General features: G+C 61.2%; 26 protein-coding genes. 16 read left to right on the top strand and 10 right to left on the bottom strand.

Features of this window, described 5'->3' with window-relative positions; genetic code table 11:
• Positions 1 to 17 precede the first annotated feature (17 nt).
• On the top strand, positions 18 to 1,469 hold the full coding sequence (locus JQ611_RS11195) for an aldehyde dehydrogenase (RefSeq protein WP_212390769.1): 1,452 nt from the start codon (positions 18 to 20) through the stop codon (positions 1,467 to 1,469).
• Here JQ611_RS11195 and JQ611_RS11190 read toward each other — a convergent pair.
• Entirely contained in the window at positions 1,457 to 2,410 is a 954-nt protein-coding gene (locus JQ611_RS11190) for a helix-turn-helix domain-containing protein (protein ID WP_212390770.1), read from the bottom strand. The two genes, JQ611_RS11195 and JQ611_RS11190, sit on opposite strands and share 13 nt — an antisense overlap.
• A gap of 140 nt (positions 2,411 to 2,550) precedes the next feature.
• Between JQ611_RS11190 and JQ611_RS11185 the strand changes: the two genes are divergently transcribed.
• Genes JQ611_RS11185 through ggt form a run of 3 tightly spaced genes read left to right on the top strand, consistent with a single transcriptional unit; the run spans position 2,551 to position 7,317 of the window.
• Entirely contained in the window at positions 2,551 to 4,527 is a 1,977-nt protein-coding gene (locus JQ611_RS11185) for a primary-amine oxidase (protein WP_212465468.1), read from the top strand.
• Between the two features lie 42 nt (positions 4,528 to 4,569).
• Complete coding sequence (locus JQ611_RS11180) at positions 4,570 to 5,655, top strand: TRAP transporter substrate-binding protein (RefSeq protein WP_212390772.1); 1,086 nt, start codon at positions 4,570 to 4,572, stop codon at positions 5,653 to 5,655.
• A 39-nt stretch (positions 5,656 to 5,694) separates the two neighbouring features.
• Entirely contained in the window at positions 5,695 to 7,317 is a 1,623-nt protein-coding gene (gene ggt / locus JQ611_RS11175) for a gamma-glutamyltransferase (RefSeq protein WP_212465467.1), read from the top strand.
• Positions 7,318 to 7,322: 5 nt separating this feature from the next.
• Here ggt and JQ611_RS11170 read toward each other — a convergent pair whose 3' ends face one another.
• From JQ611_RS11170 to pxpB, 3 genes are read right to left on the bottom strand one after another with little or no spacing between them, the layout of a single operon-like run.
• Positions 7,323 to 8,093 carry a LamB/YcsF family protein gene (locus tag JQ611_RS11170; RefSeq protein WP_212465466.1) on the bottom strand — a complete coding sequence of 257 codons (771 nt, stop codon included), beginning with the start codon at positions 8,091 to 8,093 and terminating at the stop codon, positions 7,323 to 7,325.
• Positions 8,094 to 8,128: 35 nt separating this feature from the next.
• On the bottom strand, positions 8,129 to 9,184 hold the full coding sequence (locus JQ611_RS11165; protein WP_212390775.1) for a biotin-dependent carboxyltransferase family protein: 1,056 nt from the start codon (positions 9,182 to 9,184) through the stop codon (positions 8,129 to 8,131).
• Positions 9,181 to 9,912 carry a 5-oxoprolinase subunit PxpB gene (gene pxpB, locus JQ611_RS11160; protein ID WP_212390776.1) on the bottom strand — a complete coding sequence of 244 codons (732 nt, stop codon included), beginning with the start codon at positions 9,910 to 9,912 and terminating at the stop codon, positions 9,181 to 9,183. The genes JQ611_RS11165 and pxpB overlap by 4 nt, the downstream gene beginning before the upstream one ends.
• 263 nt (positions 9,913 to 10,175) lie before the next feature.
• Here pxpB and JQ611_RS11155 point away from each other — a divergent pair, with 263 nt between their 5' ends.
• Both JQ611_RS11155 and JQ611_RS11150 read left to right on the top strand, forming a co-directional pair.
• Positions 10,176 to 10,874: a ribonuclease activity regulator RraA gene (locus tag JQ611_RS11155; protein ID WP_212465465.1), complete on the top strand. Its 699-nt coding sequence runs from the start codon at positions 10,176 to 10,178 to the stop codon at positions 10,872 to 10,874.
• A 23-nt stretch (positions 10,875 to 10,897) separates the two neighbouring features.
• On the top strand, positions 10,898 to 11,302 hold the full coding sequence (locus tag JQ611_RS11150) for a cupin domain-containing protein (protein ID WP_212390778.1): 405 nt from the start codon (positions 10,898 to 10,900) through the stop codon (positions 11,300 to 11,302).
• Positions 11,303 to 11,516: 214 nt separating this feature from the next.
• Here JQ611_RS11150 and JQ611_RS11145 read toward each other — a convergent pair whose 3' ends face one another.
• Both JQ611_RS11145 and JQ611_RS11140 read right to left on the bottom strand, forming a co-directional pair.
• A complete protein-coding gene (locus JQ611_RS11145; RefSeq protein ID WP_212465464.1) occupies positions 11,517 to 12,365 on the bottom strand; it encodes a DUF2147 domain-containing protein in 849 nt (282 codons plus the stop codon).
• 187 nt (positions 12,366 to 12,552) lie between these two features.
• Positions 12,553 to 13,332, bottom strand: coding sequence for a transporter substrate-binding domain-containing protein (locus JQ611_RS11140; RefSeq protein ID WP_212465463.1), 780 nt, complete (start codon positions 13,330 to 13,332; stop codon positions 12,553 to 12,555).
• Between the two features lie 97 nt (positions 13,333 to 13,429).
• Between JQ611_RS11140 and JQ611_RS11135 the strand changes: the two genes are divergently transcribed.
• Complete coding sequence (locus JQ611_RS11135) at positions 13,430 to 13,942, top strand: DUF1993 family protein (protein ID WP_212465462.1); 513 nt, start codon at positions 13,430 to 13,432, stop codon at positions 13,940 to 13,942.
• A gap of 9 nt (positions 13,943 to 13,951) precedes the next feature.
• Here the strand turns inward: JQ611_RS11135 and JQ611_RS11130 are convergent, their stop codons facing one another.
• Positions 13,952 to 14,479, bottom strand: coding sequence for a hypothetical protein (locus tag JQ611_RS11130; RefSeq protein WP_212465461.1), 528 nt, complete (start codon positions 14,477 to 14,479; stop codon positions 13,952 to 13,954).
• 196 nt (positions 14,480 to 14,675) lie between these two features.
• On the opposite strand from JQ611_RS11130, the gene JQ611_RS11125 reads away from it, so the two are divergent.
• From JQ611_RS11125 to JQ611_RS11105, 5 genes are all read left to right on the top strand, one after another.
• Positions 14,676 to 15,893, top strand: a complete 1,218-nt coding sequence (locus JQ611_RS11125; RefSeq protein WP_212465545.1) for a site-specific integrase — start codon at positions 14,676 to 14,678, stop codon at positions 15,891 to 15,893.
• Positions 15,890 to 16,558, top strand: coding sequence for a hypothetical protein (locus tag JQ611_RS11120; RefSeq protein ID WP_212465460.1), 669 nt, complete (start codon positions 15,890 to 15,892; stop codon positions 16,556 to 16,558). Before JQ611_RS11125 ends, JQ611_RS11120 begins: the two co-directional genes overlap by 4 nt.
• Before the next feature lie 116 nt (positions 16,559 to 16,674).
• On the top strand, positions 16,675 to 16,881 hold the full coding sequence (locus JQ611_RS11115) for an AlpA family transcriptional regulator (RefSeq protein WP_212465459.1): 207 nt from the start codon (positions 16,675 to 16,677) through the stop codon (positions 16,879 to 16,881).
• A 189-nt stretch (positions 16,882 to 17,070) separates the two neighbouring features.
• On the top strand, positions 17,071 to 17,526 hold the full coding sequence (locus JQ611_RS11110) for a hypothetical protein (protein ID WP_212465458.1): 456 nt from the start codon (positions 17,071 to 17,073) through the stop codon (positions 17,524 to 17,526).
• Complete coding sequence (locus JQ611_RS11105; protein WP_249133091.1) at positions 17,523 to 18,707, top strand: AAA family ATPase; 1,185 nt, start codon at positions 17,523 to 17,525, stop codon at positions 18,705 to 18,707. The genes JQ611_RS11110 and JQ611_RS11105 overlap by 4 nt, the downstream gene beginning before the upstream one ends.
• Before the next feature lie 462 nt (positions 18,708 to 19,169).
• Here the strand turns inward: JQ611_RS11105 and JQ611_RS11100 are convergent, their stop codons facing one another.
• Positions 19,170 to 19,370, bottom strand: coding sequence for a hypothetical protein (locus tag JQ611_RS11100; protein ID WP_212465457.1), 201 nt, complete (start codon positions 19,368 to 19,370; stop codon positions 19,170 to 19,172).
• Positions 19,371 to 19,454: 84 nt separating this feature from the next.
• Between JQ611_RS11100 and JQ611_RS11095 the strand changes: the two genes are divergently transcribed.
• The 4 genes from JQ611_RS11095 to JQ611_RS11080 all read left to right on the top strand — a co-directional run bounded on the left by JQ611_RS11095 (position 19,455) and on the right by JQ611_RS11080 (position 21,953).
• Positions 19,455 to 19,928 (top strand): hypothetical protein, encoded by a 474-nt coding sequence (locus JQ611_RS11095; protein ID WP_212465456.1) that lies wholly within the window; start codon positions 19,455 to 19,457, stop codon positions 19,926 to 19,928.
• 4 nt (positions 19,929 to 19,932) lie between these two features.
• Positions 19,933 to 20,553 carry a hypothetical protein gene (locus JQ611_RS11090; protein WP_212465455.1) on the top strand — a complete coding sequence of 207 codons (621 nt, stop codon included), beginning with the start codon at positions 19,933 to 19,935 and terminating at the stop codon, positions 20,551 to 20,553.
• Positions 20,546 to 21,271, top strand: coding sequence for an HK97 family phage prohead protease (locus tag JQ611_RS11085; protein ID WP_212465454.1), 726 nt, complete (start codon positions 20,546 to 20,548; stop codon positions 21,269 to 21,271). Before JQ611_RS11090 ends, JQ611_RS11085 begins: the two co-directional genes overlap by 8 nt.
• Positions 21,272 to 21,491: 220 nt before the next feature.
• On the top strand, positions 21,492 to 21,953 hold the full coding sequence (locus JQ611_RS11080; protein WP_212465453.1) for a hypothetical protein: 462 nt from the start codon (positions 21,492 to 21,494) through the stop codon (positions 21,951 to 21,953).
• A gap of 1,194 nt (positions 21,954 to 23,147) precedes the next feature.
• Here JQ611_RS11080 and JQ611_RS11075 read toward each other — a convergent pair.
• Both JQ611_RS11075 and JQ611_RS11070 read right to left on the bottom strand, forming a co-directional pair.
• Complete coding sequence (locus JQ611_RS11075) at positions 23,148 to 23,726, bottom strand: hypothetical protein (protein WP_212465452.1); 579 nt, start codon at positions 23,724 to 23,726, stop codon at positions 23,148 to 23,150.
• Positions 23,727 to 24,936: 1,210 nt separating this feature from the next.
• The gene (locus tag JQ611_RS11070) at positions 24,937 to 25,134 is read right to left on the bottom strand and encodes a hypothetical protein (RefSeq protein WP_212465451.1); all 198 of its coding nucleotides are present in this window, start codon (positions 25,132 to 25,134) and stop codon (positions 24,937 to 24,939) included.
• Positions 25,135 to 25,307 lie beyond the last annotated feature (173 nt).

Raw genomic sequence — 25,307 nt, 5'->3', positions numbered from 1 at the left:
ACACGGAGGATCACGCCATGAACCAGATCAGTCTGCTGCTCGAAAACCAGGACGTTCAGGCTGTTGACGGCGTCACGTTCGATCGCCTCAACCCCATCACGGGTGAAGTTGCTACTCGCGCTTCCGCCGCGCAGATATCCGATGCCAAACGCGCTGCCGATGCAGCCGCGGCCGCGTTCCCGGCATGGTCGTCGACCGGACCGGGCCTGCGCCGAAAGATCCTGCTCAAGGCCGCCGACGCGCTCGAAGCCAAGACGGCGCAGTTCATCGAACTGATGGCGACTGAAACGGGTGCTACCGCCGGCTGGGCCGGGTTCAATGTGGGTCTTGCCGCGGGGATGCTACGCGAAGCCGCCGCGATGACGACGCAGATTTCGGGCGAGGTGATCCCGTCGGACAAGCCGGGCTGCATCGCGATGGCGGTCCGGCAGCCGGCCGGCGTCGTGCTCAGCATCGCGCCCTGGAACGCTCCGGTGATCCTCGGCGTACGCGCGGTGGCGTTACCGCTCGCATGCGGAAACACGGTTATTCTGAAGGCCTCCGAGATATGTCCGGGCACCCACCGCCTGATCGCGGAATGCCTGCGCGATGCCGGTTTGCCGCCCGGCGTGGTCAACGTCATCACCAACGCACCTGAAGATGCACCTGATCTGATCGAGGCCCTGATTGCGCATCCGGCCGTGCGCCGTATCAATTTCACCGGCTCGACCCGTGTCGGCCGGATCATCGCCCAGACGGCGGCAAAATATCTCAAGCCAGCACTGCTCGAGCTCGGCGGCAAGGCGCCGCTGATCGTGCTCGATGATGCGGATATCGATGCCGCGGTCGCTGCTGCCGCTTTCGGCGCGTTCATGAACCAGGGGCAGATCTGCATGTCGACGGAACGGATCGTGCTCGACAACAAGGTCGCCGACGCCTTCGTCGCCAAGCTGGCGACCAAGGCCGACTCGCTGGTGGCGGGCGATCCGCGCAAGGGCGGCACGCCGCTGGGGTCGCTGATCGGCGCTGATGCCGTCGATCGCATCCAAGGTCTCATCAAGGACGCGGTGAGCAAGGGCGCGCGTGTCGTGGCCGGCGGCCGGTCGGAGGGGACGTTGATGTCGGCCACCGTGCTCGATCACGTCACCTCGGTCATGCGGATCTATGGCGAAGAATCGTTCGGTCCGGTGGTCAGCATCGTGCGTGTAAATAGCGTCGATGAGGCCGTACGGGTCGCGAACGACACCGAGTATGGATTGTCAGCGGCAGTGTTCGGCCGCGATATCGCCCGCGCGATGGACGTCGCCAAAAGGATCGAGTCGGGCATTTGTCATGTCAACGGGCCGACCGTGCACGATGAAGCGCAAATGCCGTTCGGGGGTACCAAGGCGTCCGGCTATGGGCGTTTCGGCGGCAAGGCGGGCATTGCCGAATTCACCGAGCTGCGCTGGATCACCATCGAGACCGGTCCGCAGCATTATCCGATCTGAGTTTGGGCTGACATCACGCCGCGGAAATCCCGCGGCGTGACGCCAAAGAAACTCTTGAACGTCCGGGTCGCGTGCGCGCCGTCGGCGAAACCGCATTGCATGGCGAGCGCCGCAATTGAAGTTTGCGACAGGGCAGGTTGCTGCAGCAGGTTTCGAAAGTGGTCGACGCGCAGCTGGAGCACGTGGCGTTCAAACGTCGTCTGGTGGTCGGCGAAGATGCGATGCAAGGTTCGCTCCGAAACGCCGAACGCAGTTGCAATCGCCGGAGCCGGCCGGATCGCCGCAATGTTCGCCCTCAGATAGGTGTCGATCAGGCCGAACAGCTCGGTGCGGGTAAGCCCGTGGTCGTCACCGGTTGCAAGACGAAGCAGGGTCGACAGATAAGCGGCGATATCCGTTTCGGCCTGGCCTGGCCGCGCATCCGACAGATGGATGGCCGCGCGAATGAAAGCCGCGATCGAGCGCGCGATGGCGCCGGACAGAGGGACGGGTCTTGCGCATAGTCGCTCGGCTTGCGGAAACATCTGAAGCAGCGTCGCGGCAGGAACTGTTGCGATCAGCACTTCGGAACGCTGTTCGGGTCCATCGAGCCGATCCTCGAACGGCCGCCGCGCGTCATAGAGTACGCCATATCCCGGCTCGATCGTGCCTTCGTTGCCGGCCTGCGCCATCGAGCTTCGGCCGCGGCGCTGGAAATCGAACATGAACTCGTCCGAGCCCGACTTGCTGACGAGCTTTGCGTCGCGGCTGTAGCATTGCGGGCTGCTGTCGAAACGCACGAGCTTGACGCTGCCGAGTTCCACGAACTCGAAGTGACCGCTGACCCGCGTCGGACCGATCGGCCTGGTCTCGATATGGGCGAATGAACGACAGATCGACTCGGTCCAGAACGCCTGGCGTTCGGCGGGGTGGATTTGGTCTGTCGAGACGCTGATCGGCATCGAGGATGCGGTTCCACAAGGTGATGGCTCACCGTCGCCCGAATTCGGTCCGGCTGGCAAGATCGAAAAGCTGGCAGGTTCATTCAAGACGCTGCACCCTGGTTACCCTAACGTGCGGTCCAATGTTGCAAGGTGTGAATATGGACCTGACGAGAGAACCGGCCGGTACGGCCGTCACGCATCCCCTCGATCCGCTCAGCGAAGCTGAGGTGGTGCTGGCCTCCGATCTGCTGCGGGCCGCCAAGCAACTTGGTCCGGATACCCGCTTCTCCCACGTCCAGCTTGAGGAACCGGCCAAGGCCGACATCCTGGGTTGGACATCAGGCACCAATTTGCCGAGGCAGGCGGCGGTCACGCTGTTCGACTGCAAGACCGGGGCGACGCATATCGCGACCGTCGATCTCGGGTCACGGCAGGTGACGGCATGGCGCGAGCATCCGACCAAGGCGCATCCTTATGGCCAGCCCCCGGTCACGATCGAAGAAGTGTTCAAGGTCGGCGACATCGTCAAGCGTGATGCCGGATGGCGGCACGCGATGAAGCGACGCGGGCTGACGGACGAAGACATCGAGCTGGTCCAGGTCGATCCGTTCTCGGCCGGTTATTTCGACCGGGACGTCGAGAAGGGCCGCAGGCTCGTCAGTGGGGTGTCCTTTTGGCGCCGCGATATCAAGGACAATGGCTATGCCCATCCGATCGAGGGCGTGGTCGCGCTGGTCGATCTGATCGAGGACAAGGTCGTGCAGCTCGTGGACGAGCCGGAAATCGTTCCGATCCCGAAGCGGTCTCGCAACTATGATCGCGCGTCGATCCCGAAAATGCGCGAGGACGTCAAGCCTCTCGATATCGTGCAGAACGGCGGCCCGAGCTTCTCGGTCGAAGGTTGGAAGGTCTCGTGGCAGAATTGGTCGTTCCGCGTCGGCTGGACCGCACGCGAAGGCCTCGTGCTGCATCAGATCGGTTTCAACGACAGCGGACGCGAGCGGCCGATCATCTATCGGGCCGGTGTCAGCGATATGATCGTGCCCTATGCCGATCCGACCGCGAACCATTTCTGGAAGTGCGCATTTGACGCCGGCGAGTACGGTTTGGGCAAGCTCGCCAATGCGCTGGAGCTTGGCTGCGATTGCCTCGGGCAAATCCATTATTTCGACGTTCCGGTCGCCGACGATTACGGCAAGCCGGCTGTCATGAAGAACGCGATCTGCCTGCACGAGGAGGATTACGGCATCCTCTGGAAGCACTATGAATTCCGCAACGAGACCTTCGAGGTGCGGCGCTCCCGCCGTCTCGTGATCTCGTTCTTCACGACCGTCGGCAATTATGATTACGGCTTCTACTGGTATTTCTATCAGGACGGCACGATCCAGCTTGAAGTCAAGCTGACCGGCATTATCCAGACCGCGGCGGTAGCGCCCGGTCAATCCTATCCCTGGGGTGGCATGGTCGCGGAAGGGCTGGGCGGTCCGACGCACCAGCACTTCTTCAACGCCCGCCTGCACATGATGGTCGATGGCGAGTGCAACAGCGTCACCGAGCACGAATTCAAGCCGCGGCCCTTTGGCAAGGACAATCCATACGGCAACGTGTTCGACACCACAGCGCGAACGCTCGCGTGCGAACAGGATGCGGCCCGCGAGGCCGACGGCCGCACCGGGCGCTACTGGAAGATCATCAATCCCAACCAAACCAACAGCGTCGGCGGGCCGACCGGGTACAAGCTGCTGGCGCATGCGGCGCCGGTGATGCTGGCGCAGGAAAACTGTTACATGACCGCGCGCGGTGGCTTTGCCACCAAGCACCTCTGGGTCACGCGCTATGCGCCCGACGAACGCTATGCCAGCGGCGAATTCCCGAACCAGCATGCCGGCGGTGACGGTCTGCCGAAATACGTGGCGCAGAACCGCGCGATTGAAAACGAGGACATCGTGGTCTGGCACACTTTTGGCGCCACCCATGTCTGCCGGCCCGAGGATTTTCCGGTCATGCCGGTCGAATATGTCGGGTTCGCCCTCAAGCCGAACGGATTCTTCGCCGAGAATCCGGCGATGGATTTGCCGCCTGATCGCAACGACGCAAGCCGCGACGTCAGGGAGAAGGGGGCGTGCTGCGCCTGACACGCGACTGGTTTCGCATCCGATCCAAACAGGAGATGGGCCATGAACCGCAGGAAGCTTCTAAAGGGCGCCGGTCTTGCCGCCGCCGCAACGGCTGTCAGCGCGCCCGCTATCGCACAGTCGGCTCCAACGGTGCGCTGGCGGCTGACGACGTCGTTCCCAAAATCCCTCGATACGCTCTACGGCGCGTGCGAGATGTTCAGCAAGGCCATGGCCGATCTGTCGGAACAGAAGTTCCAGATCAGCGTGTATGGCCCGGGCGAAATCGTGCCGGCGTTCCAGGTGTTTGACGCGGTCGCCAACAACACCGTCGAGATGGGGAACAGCGCGTCCTACTACTACATCGGCAAGGATCTGGCGTTTGCGTTCGGAACCGCCGTACCATTCGGGCTCAACACGCGGCAGATGAACGCCTGGCTCGCCTATGGCGGCGGGCTCGAACTCATGAACGACCTCTACAAGCCTTACGGCATCTACGGCCTGCCGTTCGGAAACACGACCGCGCAGATGGGCGGCTGGTTCCGCAAGGAGATCAAGACGCTCGATGATCTGAAGGGCCTGAAATTCCGGGTCGGCGGCGTGGCCGGACAGGTGCTGGCCCGCATCGGCGTCGTGCCGCAGCAGATTCCGCCAGGGGATATCTACCCCGCACTCGAGAAAGGCACGATCGACGCTGCCGAATGGATCGGCCCCTATGACGACGAGAAGCTCGGCTTCCTGAAGGTCGCGCCCTATTACTATTATCCTGGCTGGTGGGAAGGCTGCGCCAACGGCTTTCTCTACATCAACACGGCGAAATGGGCGGAGCTTCCAAAAATCTATCAGGACATGATGACGATCGCGGCCGCGCAGGTCGCGGCCGACCTGACCGCCAAATACGATACCCGCAACGCCCAGGCGATCAAGCGCCTGGTGGCCGCCGGCGCGCAGCTTCGGCCGTTCTCGACCGACATCCTCGACGCCTGCTTCAAGGAGACCAATGAGCTGTTCGCCGAGGTCGCGGCCAAGAACGCCAGGTTCAAGGCCCTGAACGACTCCATGACGGCGTTCCGCAACGAGCAATATCAGTGGCATCAGGTCTGTGAAGCCACCTACGACAATTACATGATCCGGCGAAGCCGCGGCTAGGCTGACATCGCCGGCGGCCCGCCAGAACCGGAGACGCATTTGGATATCAGCACCGGCCGGCCGGTTTCGCTCGCGCCTCGCGGCATGGTGACGTCACCGCATTCGCTGGCCTCCTCAGCCGGCGTCGATGTGCTGCGTGCAGGTGGATCCGCCATCGATGCCGCGATTGCCGCCAGCGCCGTGCTGGCGGTGGTCTATCCGCACATGACGGGGCTTGGCGGCGATGCGTTCTGGCTCGTGCATGACGGTGGTAGTGGCGAGATCAAATACCTCAACGGCGGCGGCAAGGCGGCAGCGGGGGCGTCGCTGGCGGCAATGGAGGGGAGAGGGCTGAAAGAGATTCCGCTGCGCGGGATCGTTCCGGCCACGCTGACAGTGCCGGGCGCGGTCGCGAGCTGGGGCGCGGCGCATGAGGCCCTTGGCCGGCTGCCGCTGCAGCGCGTGCTCGAATCCGCGATCGGCTATGCGCGCGACGGCTTTCCGGCCACGGGGCGGCTGGCGAGCTTCATCGCGATGATGCGCGACGATCTCGTTTGGCAACGCGAAGCCGCCGGGATTTTCTTGCGCGGTGGTGCGGTGCCGTCCCCAGGCACAAGGCTCACCAATCCCAATCTGGCAAGGACGCTTGAAGCGATCGGGGATCATGGATGGTCCGGCTTTTACGAGGGGCCCGTCGCCGCTGAAATGGTGCGCTTCTCGCAAGCGCAAGGCGGTTTCTTTCAGCCCGGAGATTTCGAGGCGCAAAGGGCGACCTGGGGTATGCCGCTGACTGGCCGCTACCGCGACGTCACCATTTTCAACACGCCACCGCCGACGCAGGGCTTCACCGTGATCGAGATGCTCAATCTGCTCGAGCCGCTCGAACCGCTCCGCATGGACCTGCTCGGACCCGACCGCCTGCATCTGATGGTGCAGGCCAAGCAGATCGCCTATCACGATCGCGATCTCGTGCTCGCCGATCCCGCCTTTGCCGAGGTGCCCGTCGAGACGCTGATTTCCAAAGACTACGCCCGCAAACGCGGCCAGTTGATCAATCCGGCGCGCGCGCTGAAATGGGATGAGGTGCCGTCATTCGGCAGCCTGGCGGGCGATACCGTCTACATCGCCGCGGTCGATCGTGACGGCAACGCCGCCTCGCTCATTCAGAGCCTCTATGGCGGGTTCGGGTCATGCGTGGTGGCGGGCAGCACCGGCGTCGTGCTGCAGAATCGCGGCGCGTACTTCTCGCTCGATCCCAATCATCCCAATCGGCTCGAGCCTCGAAAAATCCCGCTGCACACCCTGATCGCCTCGATGGCCAAGCGCGACGGCAAGCTCTGCAGCGTGCTGGGCTGCATGGGTGCCGACGGTCAGCCGCAAATCCAGCTGCAACTCTATTCGGCGATGATCGATCACGGGCTCGACATCCAGGAGGCAATCGAATTGCCGCGGTTCCTGTCCGGCCGCTTCGGGCTCGGCGAAGCGCGCGACACCCTGCACATGGAAAACCGCTTTCCCGCGGACACGATCCGTGCGCTGGAACAACGGGGCCACATCGTCCATCGCTGGGCCCCGTGGGAGGAGATGGCCGGCCACGCCCACGGCATTACCATCTCTCCGCAGGACGGGACCTTGAGCGGCGGTTCGGACCCTCGCAGCGACGGCGCCGCGATCGGATACTGAAAATGTCAGTTCGCCGTCTTGAACGGCGCGACCGCGATCCCGGCTTGCTTCAGCGCCTGACGCACGCCGCGCCCGATCTCGACTGCTCCTGGCGTATCGCCATGAATGCAGACGGTATCGGTGCGCATCTTGATCACCTTGCCGGTCACCGAGACCACGGCGCCGTCCTGCACCATCCGCACCACGCGGTCGGCAATCATCTTGGGATCATGCAGCACCGCGCCCGGCTTTTTGCGCGACACCAGCTGGCCGTCGTCTTCATAGGCGCGGTCGGCGAACACTTCGTGCACCATCGGCAGGTTGGCGGCTTCGCCCGCGGTCACCAGCTTCGAATTGGCGAGTACTACGAAAATCAGGTTGGGATCGACCGCCTTGATGCCGTTGGCGATCGCCCGTGCGGTCATGTCGTCCTCGCACGCGACATTGGAGATCGCGCCATGCGCCTTGACGTGGGTGACCTTGTGTCCGGCCGCGGTCGCAATCGCCTGCAGCGCGCCGATCTGGTAGGCGATCAGGTTCTCGATCTCGGATGATTTCAGGCCGGGCATCGGCCGCCGGCCAAAACCGTGCAGGTCGCGGTAGCCGGGGTGAGCGCCGACGCTGACGCCGCGCGCCTTTGCAAGCTCGACCGTGCGGCGCATGATATCCGGATCGCCGGCATGGAAACCGCAGGCGACGTTGACCGAGGTCGCAAGCTCGATCATCGCGGCGTCATTGCCCATTTCCCACGCGCCAAATCCTTCGCCGAGATCGCAGTTGAGGTCGATGGTTGTCATGGTGTTGGTCCGCTTCTTGGTGAGTGGATCTTGAATTAGTCCGGTCCCGATACGTCCGCAGGCGACGCGACCTGCCAGGTGGCCGCATCGACGGCGCTGACGGCATAGCCGGCGACATTGGCATCTTGCAGCGCGTCGATGTTGAGATCAAAGCTTTCGATTGGCCGCAGCCGGTCGGGCAGGGAACGCAACAAATCAGCGAACTGGCGCGCTGCGGCCTGGGCCTCCGCCATGCTGACGGCCTTGAAGCGAAAGGCGCGCCCGGCCGGCGTCTGCGCAAACCGGGCGAAGTCGGCGGAAATCACCGTCGCGATCTTGGGATACCCGCCGCTGGTGCCGCGATCCGGCATCAGCACGATCGGCTGGCCGTTGCCGGGAACCTGCAGGCTGCCGTTCACGGTGCCGTCGGAAACGATATTGTGGCCGTGCAGATGCTTGATGACGGGACCTTCGAGCCGGTAGCCCATGCGGTCGCTGGTGGCCGATATCTTCCACTCGCTGTCGATGAACAGATTTTTGGCATCGTCGGCGAATTCGTCATCCTGCGGCCCCCAGACCACGCGGATCGGCGCCTCGCCTGTGGCCGGCAGTTCGATCCGGCGTTCGGGCGCGCCGCTGGCAGTCGCCGTCTGCAATTCGTCGCCGCTCTGCAGCGGGCGCGGGTAGGGACTGCCGAGCCCGGCGCGGGCGTTAACGGAGAGGCTGCCGAAGTCAGGTTCGCCGGCGATGCCGCCCTCGATGGCGAGGTAGCTGAACGAACCGCTGCGGGCAAAGCCAAGCGTCAACGTCTCGCCGTCGGCCAGCGTCGCAGACGTATCGACCGCAACCGGGCGCCCGGCGATATCGCCATTGCGTGACGCACCTGACAGCGCGATGCGGACCACGCCGCCGCGCGCGGTGAAGACCGCACCAAAAGGGCCGATCTCGACAGCGGCTGCAAACAGCTCGTTGCCGACCAGCGTGTTGGCTGCCGCCAACGCCAGCCGGTCCATCGCGCCGCTCGGCACCAGGCCATAGCGCTGGGAGCCGGGGCGGCCGCCGTCCTGTACCGAACTTGCCGGGCCGATCGAGGTGATGACGAGCTTGCTCATGACGGCATCAACTCGGCCACGATTTCTCCCGCTGCCGCGGCGCGGTCCTGCTCGGCAAAGGTTTTGGTGTCGACCGGCACGAACGTAATGGCGTCGCCGGGCTCCAGCAGGAAAGTCGGATCGCGATGCAACTGATAGGTTCGAACCGCGGTCTGTCCGAGCAGGTGCCAGCCGCTGGGGCCGGCCAGGCATTGCACGCCGGTCTGCACGCCGCCGATCGAGACCGTGCCGGCCGGCGTCAGCAGCCGCGGATTTTGGCGCCGCGGCATTTGCATCGAGGCCGCCAAGCCAGAGAGATAGGACCAGCCCGGCGTGAAGCCGATCATGGCGACGCGGTAGTCGCCGGAGACGTGCCGCGCCACGATGTCGTCGGGCGTCGTCTTGAGCGTCTTGGCGACGTCCTCGAGGTCGACGCCGTGCTCGCCGCCATAGACCACAGGGATACGCCAGCGCCGGGTCTTTGTCGTTGCCGGTACCGGCAGCTGCGCCAGCGCCAGAATCTGCTCGCCAAGTGCTTCAAATGAAATTCGCACGGGATCGTAATGCACCAGCAGCGAGCGATAGGTCGGCACGGTCTCGGTGACGCCCTCGACTGGCGTGGCCGCCATCGCGCGGTCGAGCGCCAGCACCCGCCCGTTGGCGGCATCATCGATGTTGCGGGAAAATTCCACCGTGATGGCGCTGTCGCCACTGGGCAAAAGGCGGGGCGGGGGTAGCGTCGCGGCCATGGCCTCGGTACTGCCTCGGGATCTGTCTTAGGACTGGCTAGGGACTGCCTCAGGGACTTTTGGCTGAGATCAAGCTGTAGCGTGTTTCGCGCGCCAGTGGAATTCGCTTCGTGCGAAATCATTGAGCAAGTTCAATAAATTAATCTGCATGGCGTTGATAAGCTGTTGTGATCGCACTCCTTCGAACGAGCCCTTGACGCGATGCCTGCGCCCCGCAAGATGCGCTACCTCTTGATCCCTCCCATTGGAGCGTTGCCTTACCGATGTCCCTGACCCCTGAAGCGATCGCGACCCTGTCCCGCGTGTCCACTGCCACCATCACCACAGTCCTGCTGAAGAAGGGCCTGCGGAACGTCTGGATGCGCGGCACCAAACCGTTGCGCCCGGGACAGCCGCGGCTGGTCGGGCCGGCCTTCACGCTGCGCTTCGTGCCCGCGCGCGAAGATCTCGCCACCCCCGAGTCATGGTCGTCGCCGATCTCCACCCGCACCGCGATTGAGGCGATGCCGCAGGGCTGCATTGCCGTGGTCGACGCGATGGGCGTCAAGGATGCCGGTATCTTCGGCGACATCCTTTGCGCGCGCATGGTCAAGCGCGGGGTCGCGGCGCTGATCACCGACGGCGTCGTGCGCGACGTCGAGGGTGTGCTTGGCACCGGCCTGCCGGTCTGGTGCGATGGTTACGCGGCGCCGCCGTCGGTGGCCGGGTTGACCTTCGTCGGCTGGGGCGAGCCGATCGGCTGTGGCGGCGTTGCGGTATTCCCGAACGACATCGTCGTCGCCGACCAGGACGGCGCGGTGCTGATCCCGCAAGCGTTCCTCGACCTCATTCTGGCCGAAGGCGCCGAACAGGAGCGGATGGAAGCCTGGATCGTCAACGAAGTGAACAACGGCGCGGCGCTGCCCGGCCTCTACCCCATGAATGCCGAGACCAAGGCGCGCTACGCGGCGAGCAAGAAATAACGTCAACAAAGCGAGGTAACGCCATGGATATCCACGTTTCCGGCTCGCGGCCGACGCGCAAGGCTCCACCCGACTATTTCACCGGTACGGTCTGGCAGGACCCGATCATCGCCACCGAGGCGCCGGCGCGGCTGGTTTCCACCCGCGTCTCCTTCGAGCCCGGTGCGCGTACGGCGTGGCACTCGCATCCGCTCGGGCAGACCCTGTATGTGGTTTCCGGCATCGGCCGTGTGCAGGCCGTGGGCGGACCGGTCCGGGAAATCAGGCCCGGCGACGTCGTCTGGATCCCGCCCGGCGAGAAGCACTGGCATGGCGCCTCGCCAACCAACGGCATGACCCACATCGCGATGCAGGAAGCGCTCGACGGCAGCTACGCGACCTGGATGGAGAAGGTCACGGACGCCGAGTATGCGGTGAAGGTCGGGTAGCTAATGATCTCTGTGCCCCGGACGCTGCGCAGCACGAAGTGATGCGCTGGCGTGGGTCCCGGCTCTGCGCTGCAGCGCCAAGCGCGCTGCAGCGCGTCCGGGACACTCAGGCTTGAACCGGATTGGTTGACAGCCCGACGCGAGATGGGAAACCGCAAACAAAAGGCCCCGCCGGCGAAGGCGGGGCCTTGGCTGAATGTGCGTCGTTGGCGCGTCAGTTCACACGGGTCCAGGTCTGGCCACCGCAGAACATGCCGCCGAAGGCGCAGCCCTGAACGCGCAGGCTGTCGGAGCTTTTCAGCGCGAGCGTTGAATCATAGGTGCTGCCGGAATTCGGATCGAAAATCCGGCCGCTCCATTTGTTGTCCTTGCCGGGCTTCATGTTGATCAGCACTTGCTCGCCGTTGCGGTTCGACTTCTTGTCGACGGAGTAGCCGCAAAGATTGGGGCCGCATTGTTCGATCCGGACCTTGCCTTCCTTCTCTTCCGTCAGCCAGACGCCAAGCGGCGAGTTCGCCGCCTGCGGGGCCGCCGGCGGCGGTGCGGGCGGCGGCGTTACCGCAGCGACGGCAGGCGCAGGCTTCCGCGCGGGAGGCGGCTCTTGCTGGACCTGCGGGGCGGGTGCGCTGGGCGGCAGTGGAGCGGCCGGCACAGTCACCGGCTCCGCCGCCGGGGCAACAGCGACGGTGGCGGTCGAAGGTTCTGCCGGCGCGGTCGCGACCGGTGCGGGAGCTACAGGAACGGGTGCAGGGGCCAGCGGCACAGCGGCCTGCTCGGCGGGGACAGGCGCGGCGGGAGCAGGTACGGCGGGAGCGACCGTGTCGGGCGGCGTCTTGGAGTCCGTCTTCGCCTGTTGCGGCGACTGCTTGCGCGGACGATCGCGATCACCGTCCTCATTGCGCGAGCGTTTGGCCTTCGGCGTATTGTCGTAGACGCCTGGGATCTGAACGGTGCCGCGATCGGGATCGATCCGGATGGTGCGGCCGCCGTAATCGAAGGTGTACTGCGCCTGCGCGGCACTGCTCGCCAGCAAAAACGCGGCGATCGCCAGAAGCTTCTTCATAATGACCTCCTGAGCAGGGAATCCCAACCCCCGAAGCTACGCAATGGCAGCTCGCAAAACGTGATCCAGATCACTTTCAAATGATAAGTCGTGTACTCGCGGCTTTGGTTCAATGTCGCCCGCGCAGCCTAATTTGCCCCCGACAGACGGTCAATTTGCGGCGAAAATTGCATATTTTGCCGGCCGATCAATCGAACCAGGCGGCGTAGATTTTCCTGAAGCTGCCATCCTCGGTTGAGATGTGCAGCCACTGATCGACGAAGGCTTTCAGTGCGACGTCGCGCTGCAGCCAATAGGCCTTCTCGGCGAAGTCGAACGGCTTTTCGGGATGCACCGCGCACAGCACGCCGGGATGCAGTTTCTGCTGATACAGCGTCTCCGACGAATCCGTCATCATCAGGTCGGCATTGCCCTTGGCGATCTCGTCGAAGATCGTGACGTTGTCGTTATGGAGTTTCACTTCCGCGTTCTTGACGTTGGCGCGGACAAACCGTTCGTTGGTGCCGCCGGGATTGACGATCACGCGCGTGCCTGTTTTGTCGATGTCGGCAATGGTTTCGTACTTGCCCTTGTCGGCGCAGCGGGCGATCGGCGTCTTGCCCTCACGCATGATCGGCGTGGAGAACAGGCCCTTCTTCTGCCGGTCAAGCGTGATCGATACGCCGCTCATCGCGACGTCGAAATTGTCGGCCTCGAAATCCTTCATCAGTTGCGGCCATGCGGTGTGGACGAATTCGACCTTGACGCCCAGCGCCTTGCCGAGCGCTTCCGCCATGTCGACGTCGAAGCCGCGGAATTTCGACGTCGTCTTGTCGAGATAGGTAAAGGGCAAATAGTCGCCGGTCATGCCGACCCGCAGCGTGCCGCGCTTGATGATGTCGTCGAGGCGGGAAGGGGCCGGCTGCTGGGCATGGGCTGACATCGTCAACAGGGCAGCCATGCCCAGACCAAATAGCATTCGAAACATCAGTCCTTCTCCGCCGGTGAATTCGATGACACCTTGGTTGTGTTGGCACAGGATTTAGACCAGATGCCCGCGCCGTACCAGCCGGAGAGATCCAATCGTGACCATCTCGCTTTGTGAAACGTCAGTCGATGTTTTCGTGCCGTATCTCGGCAATCTGTCGGTCTTGCTGGACCACGCCTCAGCCTATGCCAAGGCCAAAAACATCGATCCGGCGATCCTGCTCAATTTGCGGCTCTATCCCAACATGTACAATCTGACGCGTCAGGTCGGGGAGGCCAACCGTCACGCGGTGGTTGCGTGCGCGCTGCTGGCCGGGCGCGAGCCGCATGTTTTTCCAGAGGCCGAGCCTGATATTGCGGAACTCCAATCGCGTATCGCGGCAGCGATCGCCTTTGTGCAGGGCCTGCCGCGCGCGGAGATCGACGGCGCCGCAGACAAGGAGGTGGTGTTTACATTCAGGAGCGTGGCGACACGCGAATTCACCGGGCGGTCGTTGCTGCTGACATTCAGCGTGCCGCAGTTCTTCTTCCACGTCACTACGGCTTACGACATCCTGCGCCACGCCGGCGTGGATCTCGCCAAGAAGGATTTCCTGGGGCCGCCGAGATAGCGCGCAGGATTACGCCTCGCCGTTGTCTTTGCGCACCAGATTGGCGACGGCGGCGCGTCCCGTCATTTCGCTTTTCAGTTGCTCGAACCGGCGCCGCGCCTCGGCTTCGCGGTCGTCGACCAGCTGGATCGCGGCATCCTTGTTCATCGGTCCGCTGACAATGGGCGTTGAATTCTCCCCAATGGTCTCGTCGACGTAATAGTCGCCATCGTCCTCGCGGACCGTCCATTTGAAACGGATCGCGGCCATCGGTCCGGGCCCGACCTTGGAATAGCCATCGGCCTCGAACGGTAGAAAGACCTCAGGCGGCGGGGCGGCCTCGATCGGCGCGGCGGTCTCAAGCGGCGGAGGAACCGCGAGCGATGGCAGTGCTTCGATCGGTTGAAATTCTTCGAGTGGCGGAGGTTCGAGCGGCGGAGGGGTGGCCGGCACCTCTTCAACGGCAGGCCTTTCCCGCTCGCGGGGGATCACGGGCGGCTGATCGAGAATGCTGGCAATCGCCGCCAGGGCGTTGTCGGTCGGGTCGTTTTGGCTCACGATTCGGCCTCCGGATCGAACTCCGTCTGCGGAATCGGTGTCCGCTACAGGCGGGTCCATTATCATCCAATGATGTCCAAGTTATCCCTGATAATAGGGCACTCTGTGAATATTTCTGTCTAGCGTTGTCCATCAAGTTCCGGTACAATCCGAGAACATTTTGTACATCAAATTGTACATTGCTTCCGGGACTCAGATGGGTCGAGCCGCAAACAGATTATCCCCTTTACGGGTCAAAAGTGACTTGCCACCCGGGCTTTATGGTGACGGTCACGGGCTGTATTTGCAAGTCAGCGCCCAGAAAACGAAGGCCTGGGTCTATCGATACATGATCGCGGGTCGCGCTCGGAAGATGGGTTTGGGGCCAATCCATTCGGTGTCACTCGCTGAAGCCCGCAGACGAGCCGCCGATATGCACCGCCAGATTTGGGAGGGAGTGGATCCGATCGAGGCCCGGCGCACCACGAAAGGCGAGCTAGCGGCTGCAAAGGTTAGGGGGATTTCATTCCGCCAGTGCGCCGAGAAATACATCGAGGCCCATGCCTCAAGTTGGAAATCAGCTCGGCATACACAGCAATGGCCGGCAACGCTGAAACAGTATGTGTACCCCGGTCTCGGCGACATGCCGGTGTCGGCGATCGACAAGTCGCATGTCCTGGCGGTGCTGGAGCCGATCTGGCTTACCAAAACCGAAACCGCGCGTCGTGTCCGCGGGCGGATCGAGACCGTGCTGGACTGGGCCCGGGCCCGTGACTACCGAAGCGGGGAAAATCCTGCGCGGTGGCGTGGGCACCTCGATCAGCTACTCCCGGCTCGGGCGCGCATTGCCCCCGTCAAGAACCTTGCAGCGATGCCCTACCGGGATCTGCCGGCCTTCATGGCGAGACTGCGGGGGCAGGGAGGCCTCAATGCTAGCGCGCTGGAGTTTCTTATTTTGACCGCCGCGCGCACTGGCGATGTCATCGGGGGCACATGGGACGAAATCGACTTCACTGAGCGGTTATGGATCGTTCCCGGTGCACGCGTGAAGTCAAAGAAGGGCACACTCCGGCGCGACCACGTCGTGCCCCTATGTGACCGTGCGATCGAATTGCTGAGCGTTTTGCGGCGCGACGGAGAATTTATCTTTGCCGGCACACATCCGGGAAAGTCAATTTCGCCTGCGGTAATGATCCGGCTGACGAAAGAGATGACCGGCAACGGGGTGACTGTTCACGGGTTCCGGTCCGCGTTCCGGGACTGGGGCGCCGAGCAAACCAACTATCCAAACGAGATGCTCGAAATGGCTCTTGCTCACACCGTGAGCAATAAGGTTGAGGCTGCGTATCGAAGGGGGGATCAGCGGGAAAAGCGGCGCCGGCTGATGGAGGATTGGGCAGTGTATTGTGGTGCATCTTCGGAGGGCAAAAAGTGACCCGCGCAGCGATCGTTGCAGGCGACGGTAGCGCCCTAACTTCTGATGAGCGATTAAAGATCCAATCAGCGATCAAGGATTTTTTAAGACCGCCAGAACATCGCCACCAACTTCTGCTGCGGCTCGAAGAGGCGGTGGCCGTGGAAAGACAGCTCGTCGGACCATCGAGGGCAGAGGATCGCAAGCGCCCAACCAAATTGGAGGAATTGGAGCAAGCCGCCAAAGGTCTTTTGAACGCAATGAAGGGCCTAGACGACGACACGCTATCGCAACTGAGACAGCAATCCGCGTTCGACTGGTTGGCTTCAATCGCTCAATTTGAGAGATTGATATCTGATCTGAAAATGACCACGGAAGCGTTGAGCAAATCAGCGACGGCTATTTTGAATCGAGACAGTAAATCCGGACGCAACGAAAACACTGCATTGGTACCGCGGTCATTTCTGATCCAGGTTTTACTTGTCTATTACGAGGTTGTTGGGGAGAAGCCCCCATACTCAAAGGGTTCTAATTTCATAAGACTGGCGAACGCGATTTTGGACGCGCTGCAGATGCCGACCGTCGGAGAGGACCGCTTGAAAGTCGCCATTGATGCGCTTGTCGCAAGCGGAGAACTGCCGTCATCGCGGGTCAAGCGTGGACCAAAGCCTCACGCAGCCGAGTAATTCCCCCGACCCTAGTTCGCTTTTCTTCCATTAGGTCGGGCATACTAAATGAGATTTCTGCATCAGATGTGCGGTGCGCTCCGGAATAAGCCGGTGCCGTCACAGAAGGTGCAGCGATGCTCGAAAAGTTTATCCGCCCTCGCCAGGTTCAGGCGGCAATGGGCTGGAGCCGATCGACCCTCTATCAGAAGATTAGTGAGGGCTTGTTCCCCGCTCCCGTGAAGCTGGATGCCACCGGGAGGGCAGTGGGCTGGCCCGAACGTGAAGTTGCTGCGTATCAGAAGGAACGTATCGCCGCCCGCGACAAGATGGTGGCGGCATGACGCGCCACCATCACGAGATCCATCAGCGCGACAATGATGGTCTCTTCGATGTCGTCTGCGGCGGCATCGTCTCCGGGCCGTTTCCGAGTTGGGCCTTCGCACAGCGGGTTGCCAGCGGCGAGAAGCCGGCGCCGATCGAAATAGTCGGGGGGAAGTTTAGGCGCTGCAGAATCGTTCGGGAGGTGGCGAATGCATCCGCCTGACCCTGAAACGCAAAGCCAGCGCGAGGGGAGCAACCCTGCACTGGCCAATTGCAACCATGGAAGCTTTGAGCACCCTCAGAATATACTGCCATCCCGGCAAGCGCAACATCTTCGGCGCCTATTCGCGATGACCTCGGCCGTGGCCAATGCCGTCGCCGAGGCTCGCCTTCGCGGGGTTACCGCGATGAAACACGTCACCATTACTGAGACGGACGACATCACGGCGGCAAAGGTCGATGCCAAGCGCAGCGTCGCCACAGCCAAGCTTAGTCAGTTTGAATCCGAGTGCTTCACCCTTGGCGGTATGGCGCAACGTAACCCTCACCGCAAACAGGAGGTAGTTGACTGCCTCTATGAGATCGCGGTGGCAAATAGCCTCCTCACGAACCACGGCGGCACGCTAATTGAGGACCTGATCGCGGTCGGGCTGGAGTCGCGATGATCTATCCCGAGTTCCCCGAGCCCGAGAGCAATGCAAGCTTGTACGCCGATGACATCACCCAGCGCGTAGCTATCGAGACGCGGACAAGATTGAGGGTCACGGGCCGCGCAGACACCCTTACTCCCGAGGAAAACATAGCCCTCGACATCCAGACCATACAGTTGGACCGCGCATCCATGCCGGGCTACCGGCTGCAAACGTTCGATGAAATGGACGTGGCACCGCCAACAAAGCGATGGCTGATTAAGGGCATCTTTGCTCGCGGAGAGTCGTCGGCTTGGATTGGGGCTCCCGGATCGCTGAAATCAGCATTATTGGCGTCGGCAGCAATCTGTGTCGGCGCCGGTTTCGACTGGCACGGCTACCGCAACAAGGGCGCTGCCGGCGTTGTCTACTTCGCGATTGAGCGCGCCGACCTCGTTAAGCGGCGGCTGCGAGCCCACAGGCAACGGCTGGGGCTCGTCGGTACACCGATCTGTGTATCCAGCGACACGATCGATCTGACGCACCCAGAGGCCTTTAAACGGGTCGTAGACACCATCAGGACCGCCGAGACAATTCTTGGGACGGATATCGGACTCGTTATCATCGACACCTTCGCCAAGCTGATCGCCTCGGCCGGCGGCGATGAGAACAGCGCCAAGGATCAGGGCGCCGTGTTCGCCAACGTGCAGCGGGTCAAGAACAATACCGGCGTGCACGTCGCACTGATTGGACACACCGGCAAGGATGAGAGCCGGGGCGCTAGAGGATCCAACGCGCTGCTGGGTGACGTTGACGTGATGGTGACGATCAGCGGCGAGGAAATCAAAACCGCGACCGTTACCAAAGCCAACGATGCGCCTGAGGGTCCGTTGTTCTCGTTCAAGTCAGAGGTTCACCAGTTCGGCACCGATGAAGACGGCGACCCGATCACCGTCAACATCATCAGTGCGGACACTGTTGATGCGCCGCAAGCTGCCGCTCATGAGCCGAAGCTCAAGCCGAACCAGCAAACCATGTTCTCAATCCTCCACGCCGCAGGCTCAGCAGGCCTGACGCTGGAAGGCTGGAACAACCAAGCGAGAGAAGCCGGCATCGGCACCAATCGCAAAGCTGACTTGACTGACATCCGCAACGCCCTGGTCTCCAAACGCCTTGTTCGGGAGTACGCCGGACGATGGAAGGTGAACCATGGTTGACCGCCGGGCTACTTCATCGAAGGTTCGGGTAGTTCGGGGTTACGGCCCCTATAGGGGGGCCGAACCGAACCGAACTCCGAACCGTGCGAGACCGAACCCGAACCGAACCCGAACCGAACCATCCGAACCGATTGATTTGAGTGATGAATACGGGGCGCCCAATTCTTTAGAGGCTGAGGTCTATGTCCCGGCGGGAGGGTATCGACCTTCCTCGGCCGTTAAAAAGGGCCGCTACCGCACGGGTAGTCACCGGGAGATTATTTCCTGCCGATGGCGTCTCTATTCAAAGGGACAACTAGTTGCTCCAGGCCTGAAGGAGGGGCGGGTCCACTCTCTGCAGACTTTAGGGGCGCGGACCGGAGCGGTTCGAAAACTCTCGTTTTTGCAGATTAATGTTCTGGCCCGGTCAATGTGGTGCGGGGCTGCGGCATGGACTTTTGCGGCCTTCGATCAGTCTTTGGCTCAGAACCGTATCGTAACGGGGTCAAACGGCGCGCTCGGGTACGACTTGACCGTTGAGCCATCCTTAGACGCCGGGCCCTCGGGTGTGGACGAGGAAGTCTTCGTCGCCCCCGCCGGCAGGCGCACAAACCCAATGCTGAACCAGCCGCCGCTGACGGTGTCGAGCTGCGCGCAATTGAGTTCGTTATTCAAGCTGGTCATTTTCCGTCTCCCTGTTTCCCTTGCGCAAAGGCATAGGGCATTAAAGGGGGCATTGACTGTGACGAGGGTCACTGAGGGGCGGGCATGACTAAGCCCGTCCAAAGTTCAGTTCTAAAGCTGGCGCGTGCGCTGACCTCGATGGAGCGCGGAGAGTTGCCCGACCAAGATGTGGCTGAGTTTCTCATTGATGGCTTCCGGCGGGCCATCTTCGAGAAGTGCCCGATTGAACGTGGCCTTGAACTTTACGGAAAATGGCGCGGGCAAATGCTGGTCGCCGAACAGCGCGCCTCTTTATCGGCAATCCCCCGGACTGCAAATGAATCCACAAGGGCAGCAGCCCGAGCCCTTCGGGACAAGCTTATTCGATATCGCTCCCGGAGCTTCGATCTGGATAAAAGCCGGCAACCCGCGGCCAGAACTGATCCGGAGATGTTTCGACTGCTGGAGTCCCGTGACGGCAAAGTGCCATCGCTAACAGTCTTGCGCGGCCTCCTGGGTGGCCCGCCAACTACCATGGTTTCCGGCCACGACCTCACCGATGATGATGCTCAGAGGTGAATCGATGGCAAAGATGTCTGTAGTCGCTCAGGTCAACAATCCCACCGAACGGTGGATCCCGCCCAGCTCGGCAAGGGTTGCCGAACTGAGCCGGTTGAAGCTCGAAAAAACGGAAGAGATCATCTCGCTTGAAAAGGCGGGGGTGCAGGCTCGGCCGCGTCCGCTGACGGATAGTCCAGCAGCCAAGGCGGCCCGTTTGCTGGACGGTGTTGCCGATCCATCTGCCAGCGATGACAGCGATAGCGCTTTCAGGCTGCATCAGCTTCGGAACGAGGTCGAAGTCATCAATGGTGCAATCGAACTTGGTATCCAGCGGGTTACGGTGGAAAAAGGAGAGCGCGCCCAATTCCTAGCCTCACAAAATGCATCGGCTTGGAAAGCACTGCAGCGGCAACGGGCAATGGCCGTGATGGCTTTGTTCAAAGCGAACCGCCAGATCGGGGCGATGCGCGCGGAAATCTTGGGTGGATGTTCAGGGGTCAACCTGCCGCTCGATGGCTTCGATCTGAAACTGTTCGGCGCATTTGCTGAGAAAAATGTCACGGGCCATTGGCCGCGCGAGTTCCTGAAGCAGGCCCTGAAGGCCGGACTGATCACCGAGAAGGACATCTCGGACAATGTCTGATAGCGCGACTGGACGAGAGAAATTCCGTCAGATAATTCACGGCCGAAAGAACGGCAATCGAGTGTTCTGGAACAATCCGGAGCACATTGACCTCATCGCAAAGCGATGCGGCATCATCAAGGGCGACTACAAAGCTGCGTTGCGGTCCACACCGCAGCGCACCGTTCTCCGCAGCACAACTATCCTGGAGGCTAATGGACAGCCTGACGGTACCGGCATCGGCACAACCCAGGGGAAAGATCGCGCAGATGACCGAGTCCTCGGGATCAATACTGCCGAATTTGAAAAGAACCCTATCCTTTGTTTCTCGCATCTAAGCGGGGAACTGCCGGTCGGCCGAGTTACCGCTCTTTGGCGCTCTGGTGACGCCCTTCGGTTTGCGTACAAGCTGGCTCCAGCGTCAGCAAATCCGATTGCAGATCATGTTCGCGAGTCTATCAACGGAGGATATCTGCGTGGGGTGAGTATCGGGTTTATCCCGCGTTCTTTTAAATTTAGCGAAGACTCATCTCGTCCGTACGGGATCGACTTTTTAGAGACTGAGTTAATCGAGCTGAGCATCTGCCCACTGCCTTGTAATCCCGCGTGTCTACTCGATCCGGTGCCGGTAGCCATCGGCGGCGGCGGCGGGGGCAAGGCTATCGCAGCCAATGTTGTCAGCAATGAACGGGTCGAGCGCATGCGGCGCGAAATCGAGCGGCTGAGGGCGCGGTCATGATCATCCCGGAACAACCCTTCCGGTCACAGCGGGAAGCTGAGGAGGACAATCTTGCCCGCTCAGGCTTCGCAGTGGTGTCAGCGGAAACGATGGCGCGTGTCGTGGATGTTGAGCGGCGGCTTAGCGCTGGTCTGCCGGTCTCGGCAGAGGAATGCGAGCAGATCTTGTACGCGGTCTACAGCGGCCCTTACGGGGATCATCACAGAGCAAAGGTATTTGCATGAGCTACGAGAATTTCGCAACGCGCATTCCGATCAATGCCGTGTCAAAGACCGCAGGCGCGACCGCCAGCGGTATCATCGACACGTTCCTGCCGAACTGTGGCCCGGCGCGGTGGTGCACGATCGACGTGATCGCCACGACGGCCGATGTCGTTTCGAACAAGCCGACCGTTCTGAAGTTGCAGGAGGGTGAGACGACCGACGCGACCAGCATGGTCAACATCGCGGGCTTCGTCGGCGGCACTGACTTCACCATCCCTAACGCTAACACTGCGGCGACTGCGGCGCTCCAGAATGGCTATAAATTCAACGTCGATCTACGCGCCAGGAAGCGTTATCTGCAAGTGGTCTACAGCCCACAGACTACTCAGGTCGTTAGTGCCATTGCGAACCTTTCCATGGCGGGAAGCTCACCCACGACGGCCGCGAAGGCAAACGCGATGACGCTGGCCGAGGGGTAAGGGGGTATGCACCTCCATTCTTGCCGGCCTTTAGGGGCGGAACCGCGGGGCAGTGAAGCTACCCTAAACCTGTATAATTTTTGTTTGGGATGCAGAAGGCGGGGGCGCCTCCAGTCCTTGAAGATGGGTGCCTTTTAACCGGTTCCGGCGTCCAAATGTAGATTTCGCAATTTATCAGAAATAGTCGAAAACGAATGGTCACCAAGAAGCGCGGCGCACAGCCAGGCAATCAAAACGCCACAAAACACGGGCGGCACAGCATGCCGGTTCGTGCTGCGAGGCTTGCTGCATCTGAAGCTCAGCGCCGTCGTGCGGATGAATGGGCGAAAACCGTGCCTGAAACGGATTACGCCGCGATCATTGTATGCCTTCGGGCGCTAAAGCAAAGGACGAACTGTGAGTAACACGATTTTACGAGCGCCGGATGTAACGCCGCAAAAGAGGTGGGGCCGCCGAGCGGCACCGGCGGCCCCGTCGCAGCCTAGCACAGCAAGAGTTAATAACAGATCAGTCATGAGCAATGCGCCGGAGTTTTACATGATCGTCGCCGCACCACGCCGGGTGCCAAGGTCGCTGCCGAGACGCTGCGGCTACATACAATCATTCTCAAGCAAAGGCGCATCGAAGCCGCGCCAGGAGGTGTGTGATCGCAAACAGATTTTGGGTAGTAGTAACTGGCGACCTCGACGGTAGCACGACCACGCATCATATAGCTGCCACCTCTGGCGGCGCGGGTGGCGCGACATTCGCGGCGACGAACTCATTCGACCTCGGCCACAATAGCGGCATAACCACCACTCCACCATCAGCCGCGGGCAGCGGCGGCGGCTACGTTATCGGATCGTAGGTGGGCGGAACCGGGATGCCTAGATAATGACGCGGTGAAGCATACAAATTGCGCAGTCAGGAAACGACTTTTCCTCTGAATCGTTGTAGGATTGCGCGGGCCAGCAAAACCGAGATGGTTTTTATGCAACCTCATACCCAAAAACGGCTCCACGCCACCGCGTCACTTGTTCTAGCATTACTGCTTTTCGCGGGGTTCGTTTTTGCCTACGGCGCTGCTGGCGCTGGCATGCTGGGTCTGCTGTCCAGCTCGCGGGTAGCGCTCTTCACGCTATCGGGGGCGGCCATTTCCTTTGTTGGAATCGTAGGTTATTTCCTACTGGGTGACACTCACATCAAGCCACATGGCTAGGCAGGCTGTATGATAGCTTCGACTTTCCTGTTGCGATTGGATACCAGCACAAGCGCGCCGCTCGGGTCATACATGTAGCTGTAAGCGGCGAGCCGCGGAATTTTAGCAACCACCAACTGCGGCAAGGGCCGTAAAGAAGTATCATCCTCGATGTTCATGCCAAGGCTGGTCGCGAGAGGACTGGTGGTCCGGGATACTTTCAGGAATGCTTTAATGAGGTCCACCTCCGCCTGCGCCAAGTTTAGCGGTGCGCTCTCTTGAGGGGCGGGCAAAAGCTGATTGCCGCCCAGTCTATTCTCGATCCGAGAAAATGAGGCCTGACTTTTCGCGTCAATGGAGCGGATCGATTCCTGGATCGCAGTTTGCTGTTCTTTCAATGCAGAAAAACTTGATTTTACGACAGCAACATCCGTTTTGATTTCGCCGATCTGCGAATAAAGCGCAAAAGCACCGGCGATAAGGGTGCCCAGTAGACCAATAACGGCCCAAACCATAGATTGGAGGAGCCCGAGTTTTCCTTCGAGGCCTAATAGAGCAAGATTTGTTTCTCTGATCGTCTTCGGCTCAGACGCCATCACCACCGCCCACATTGGCCACGACCATCTCGCAACCGTTGCGAGTGCGCAAGGGGAAGGCCCCTTAATAGGAATTATTTTATTTGCAAAAGAGGGGGAATTTAAGCGGGTTGGGCTTTGTGATTAGCGCTCCGTCCGGTGGTAGCCCGAGCTTTTCACCGACGATCTTCTAGCGGAGCGAACGATGTGCAATAGGCCGAGTTTACAGGTGGCAACCAGGTGTCGCCGGGCTCGCCCGGGTGCCAAGTTGGATACGTGAAGGCGCTTTGCTAAGCCAGAGGATGCGGGGCGCCCCTTACCCCGCTGGGAAGGGCAGTGACCACCCTCTCCAGATTGGATTGCTCTTCGCTCAGGCGCCTTTGGACAAACTGGCGCTCAAGGTCTGTCAGACTGGTCTGCAATAGGTTGCGATAGCGTTGAATATTGCTGCGATGCGTATGCAAGCGAGCCAACTGTTGATCAATCATTTGTCGTCCCTTGACGAGGGGTCCAATTCCGTCTCACCGCAACAACGCCGGCCAGAGCGGAGTATATTCGCTCTGGCGGCATCGGCATTTCCCCGGCCGGGTCTTTAAATCCCGGCGGGCTAAGCCTGCCGTACGTCTGTGACGCTTTGATTACAATGGGGGTGGTGACTCTGAGGTAGGGCCGGCGGAGCTATGTCGTCGAGTTGTTCGGCCCGGCGCCGCTGCCGATGCATTACGCGAAATTGGGGTGATAAAATTCCTGTGCAGGCAGGTTGGTCTTTTGGCACCATCGAACAGCACGGTGACGCCTGTATTGCTTCGAAAAACCTCGACCACGATCCCCGTCTTGCCGGCCAGCGATCGCAATCGAGTGGCTCCGAGTTCACTGATCTTGAAGCGAACGCCGACGGCCAACCTATTAAATTCTTGCACGTCACTCACAATTTTACTCCCCGATAAAACAACCGCGTAGAAACTCCTCTCCCGGCCCAGCGTTCCAAACGGTCGGCTGGTTTCCGAAACGGCTGCGGAGGTACTCCAAAGTAGCTAGGAACGATTCAACCAAGTTGCGTTAACTTTGGTCGCCGCTGGCGCTTTTTTCGGCGTTGCGGTCGGAATGAGCGGCCCCAGCGCAGCTTCCCGCCGCTGCTCGGGCCGCTCTTCTGCGGGTCCCGAAATGAAATGGCCGACAACTGAGCCGGCCATGGATCGGCAGAGCCAGTCCGGGAGTAGCATGGCCAGCACTATAGGCCGCCGCTATCGTTCGCGAGAATTGATGAAAACTCGGCAATCGAATAGCTCTCGATGCCGTCACTAATAGAAACGTCGGCGAGCTTGCTCACGACCTGCCATTCGACCGCTTTCGCAAATGCTTCTCTCGCGGTTTCGGTAGTCACGGAAACGAGATGATCGTCAACGTAGGCAGAGACTGAAAATGGCATGAGCATTGATTCCGAAGTGCCAAAGCGCCTTCAGATGATGCGAAAACCCCGTCCGGGGGGCTAGCGCGGACGGGGGCATTCCAAAGCGCTCCCGGTGGCGGTTTGGTGAGCGCCAACCGAAAACCTAACAGCGGAGTTCATTGCCGGAAAGGAGATTCGGGAAAACTTGGTAT

It is taken from the genome of Bradyrhizobium sp. AUGA SZCCT0182, assembly GCF_018130185.1.
Lineage (GTDB): Bacteria > Pseudomonadota > Alphaproteobacteria > Rhizobiales > Xanthobacteraceae > Bradyrhizobium.
This window is presented reverse-complemented; position numbering and strand designations above follow the sequence as displayed.

What these genes read in the sequence shown, in the direction of transcription:
- JQ611_RS11195 (WP_212390769.1), top strand. Translation starts at nt 18, where the DNA reads ATGAACCAGATCAGTCTGCTGCTCGAAAACCAGGACGTTCAGGCTGTT.
- JQ611_RS11190 (WP_212390770.1), bottom strand. Translation starts at nt 2,410, where the DNA reads ATGCCGATCAGCGTCTCGACAGACCAAATCCACCCCGCCGAACGCCAG.
- JQ611_RS11185 (WP_212465468.1), top strand. Translation starts at nt 2,551, where the DNA reads ATGGACCTGACGAGAGAACCGGCCGGTACGGCCGTCACGCATCCCCTC.
- JQ611_RS11180 (WP_212390772.1), top strand. Translation starts at nt 4,570, where the DNA reads ATGAACCGCAGGAAGCTTCTAAAGGGCGCCGGTCTTGCCGCCGCCGCA.
- JQ611_RS11170 (WP_212465466.1), bottom strand. Translation starts at nt 8,093, where the DNA reads ATGACAACCATCGACCTCAACTGCGATCTCGGCGAAGGATTTGGCGCG.
- JQ611_RS11165 (WP_212390775.1), bottom strand. Translation starts at nt 9,184, where the DNA reads ATGAGCAAGCTCGTCATCACCTCGATCGGCCCGGCAAGTTCGGTACAG.
- pxpB (WP_212390776.1), bottom strand. Translation starts at nt 9,912, where the DNA reads ATGGCCGCGACGCTACCCCCGCCCCGCCTTTTGCCCAGTGGCGACAGC.
- JQ611_RS11155 (WP_212465465.1), top strand. Translation starts at nt 10,176, where the DNA reads ATGTCCCTGACCCCTGAAGCGATCGCGACCCTGTCCCGCGTGTCCACT.
- JQ611_RS11150 (WP_212390778.1), top strand. Translation starts at nt 10,898, where the DNA reads ATGGATATCCACGTTTCCGGCTCGCGGCCGACGCGCAAGGCTCCACCC.
- JQ611_RS11145 (WP_212465464.1), bottom strand. Translation starts at nt 12,365, where the DNA reads ATGAAGAAGCTTCTGGCGATCGCCGCGTTTTTGCTGGCGAGCAGTGCC.
- JQ611_RS11140 (WP_212465463.1), bottom strand. Translation starts at nt 13,332, where the DNA reads ATGTTTCGAATGCTATTTGGTCTGGGCATGGCTGCCCTGTTGACGATG.
- JQ611_RS11125 (WP_212465545.1), top strand. Translation starts at nt 14,676, where the DNA reads ATGGGTCGAGCCGCAAACAGATTATCCCCTTTACGGGTCAAAAGTGAC.
- JQ611_RS11115 (WP_212465459.1), top strand. Translation starts at nt 16,675, where the DNA reads ATGCTCGAAAAGTTTATCCGCCCTCGCCAGGTTCAGGCGGCAATGGGC.
- JQ611_RS11110 (WP_212465458.1), top strand. Translation starts at nt 17,071, where the DNA reads ATGCATCCGCCTGACCCTGAAACGCAAAGCCAGCGCGAGGGGAGCAAC.
- JQ611_RS11105 (WP_249133091.1), top strand. Translation starts at nt 17,523, where the DNA reads ATGATCTATCCCGAGTTCCCCGAGCCCGAGAGCAATGCAAGCTTGTAC.
- JQ611_RS11100 (WP_212465457.1), bottom strand. Translation starts at nt 19,370, where the DNA reads ATGACCAGCTTGAATAACGAACTCAATTGCGCGCAGCTCGACACCGTC.
- JQ611_RS11095 (WP_212465456.1), top strand. Translation starts at nt 19,455, where the DNA reads ATGACTAAGCCCGTCCAAAGTTCAGTTCTAAAGCTGGCGCGTGCGCTG.
- JQ611_RS11090 (WP_212465455.1), top strand. Translation starts at nt 19,933, where the DNA reads ATGGCAAAGATGTCTGTAGTCGCTCAGGTCAACAATCCCACCGAACGG.
- JQ611_RS11085 (WP_212465454.1), top strand. Translation starts at nt 20,546, where the DNA reads ATGTCTGATAGCGCGACTGGACGAGAGAAATTCCGTCAGATAATTCAC.
- JQ611_RS11080 (WP_212465453.1), top strand. Translation starts at nt 21,492, where the DNA reads ATGAGCTACGAGAATTTCGCAACGCGCATTCCGATCAATGCCGTGTCA.
- JQ611_RS11075 (WP_212465452.1), bottom strand. Translation starts at nt 23,726, where the DNA reads ATGGCGTCTGAGCCGAAGACGATCAGAGAAACAAATCTTGCTCTATTA.
- JQ611_RS11070 (WP_212465451.1), bottom strand. Translation starts at nt 25,134, where the DNA reads ATGCCATTTTCAGTCTCTGCCTACGTTGACGATCATCTCGTTTCCGTG.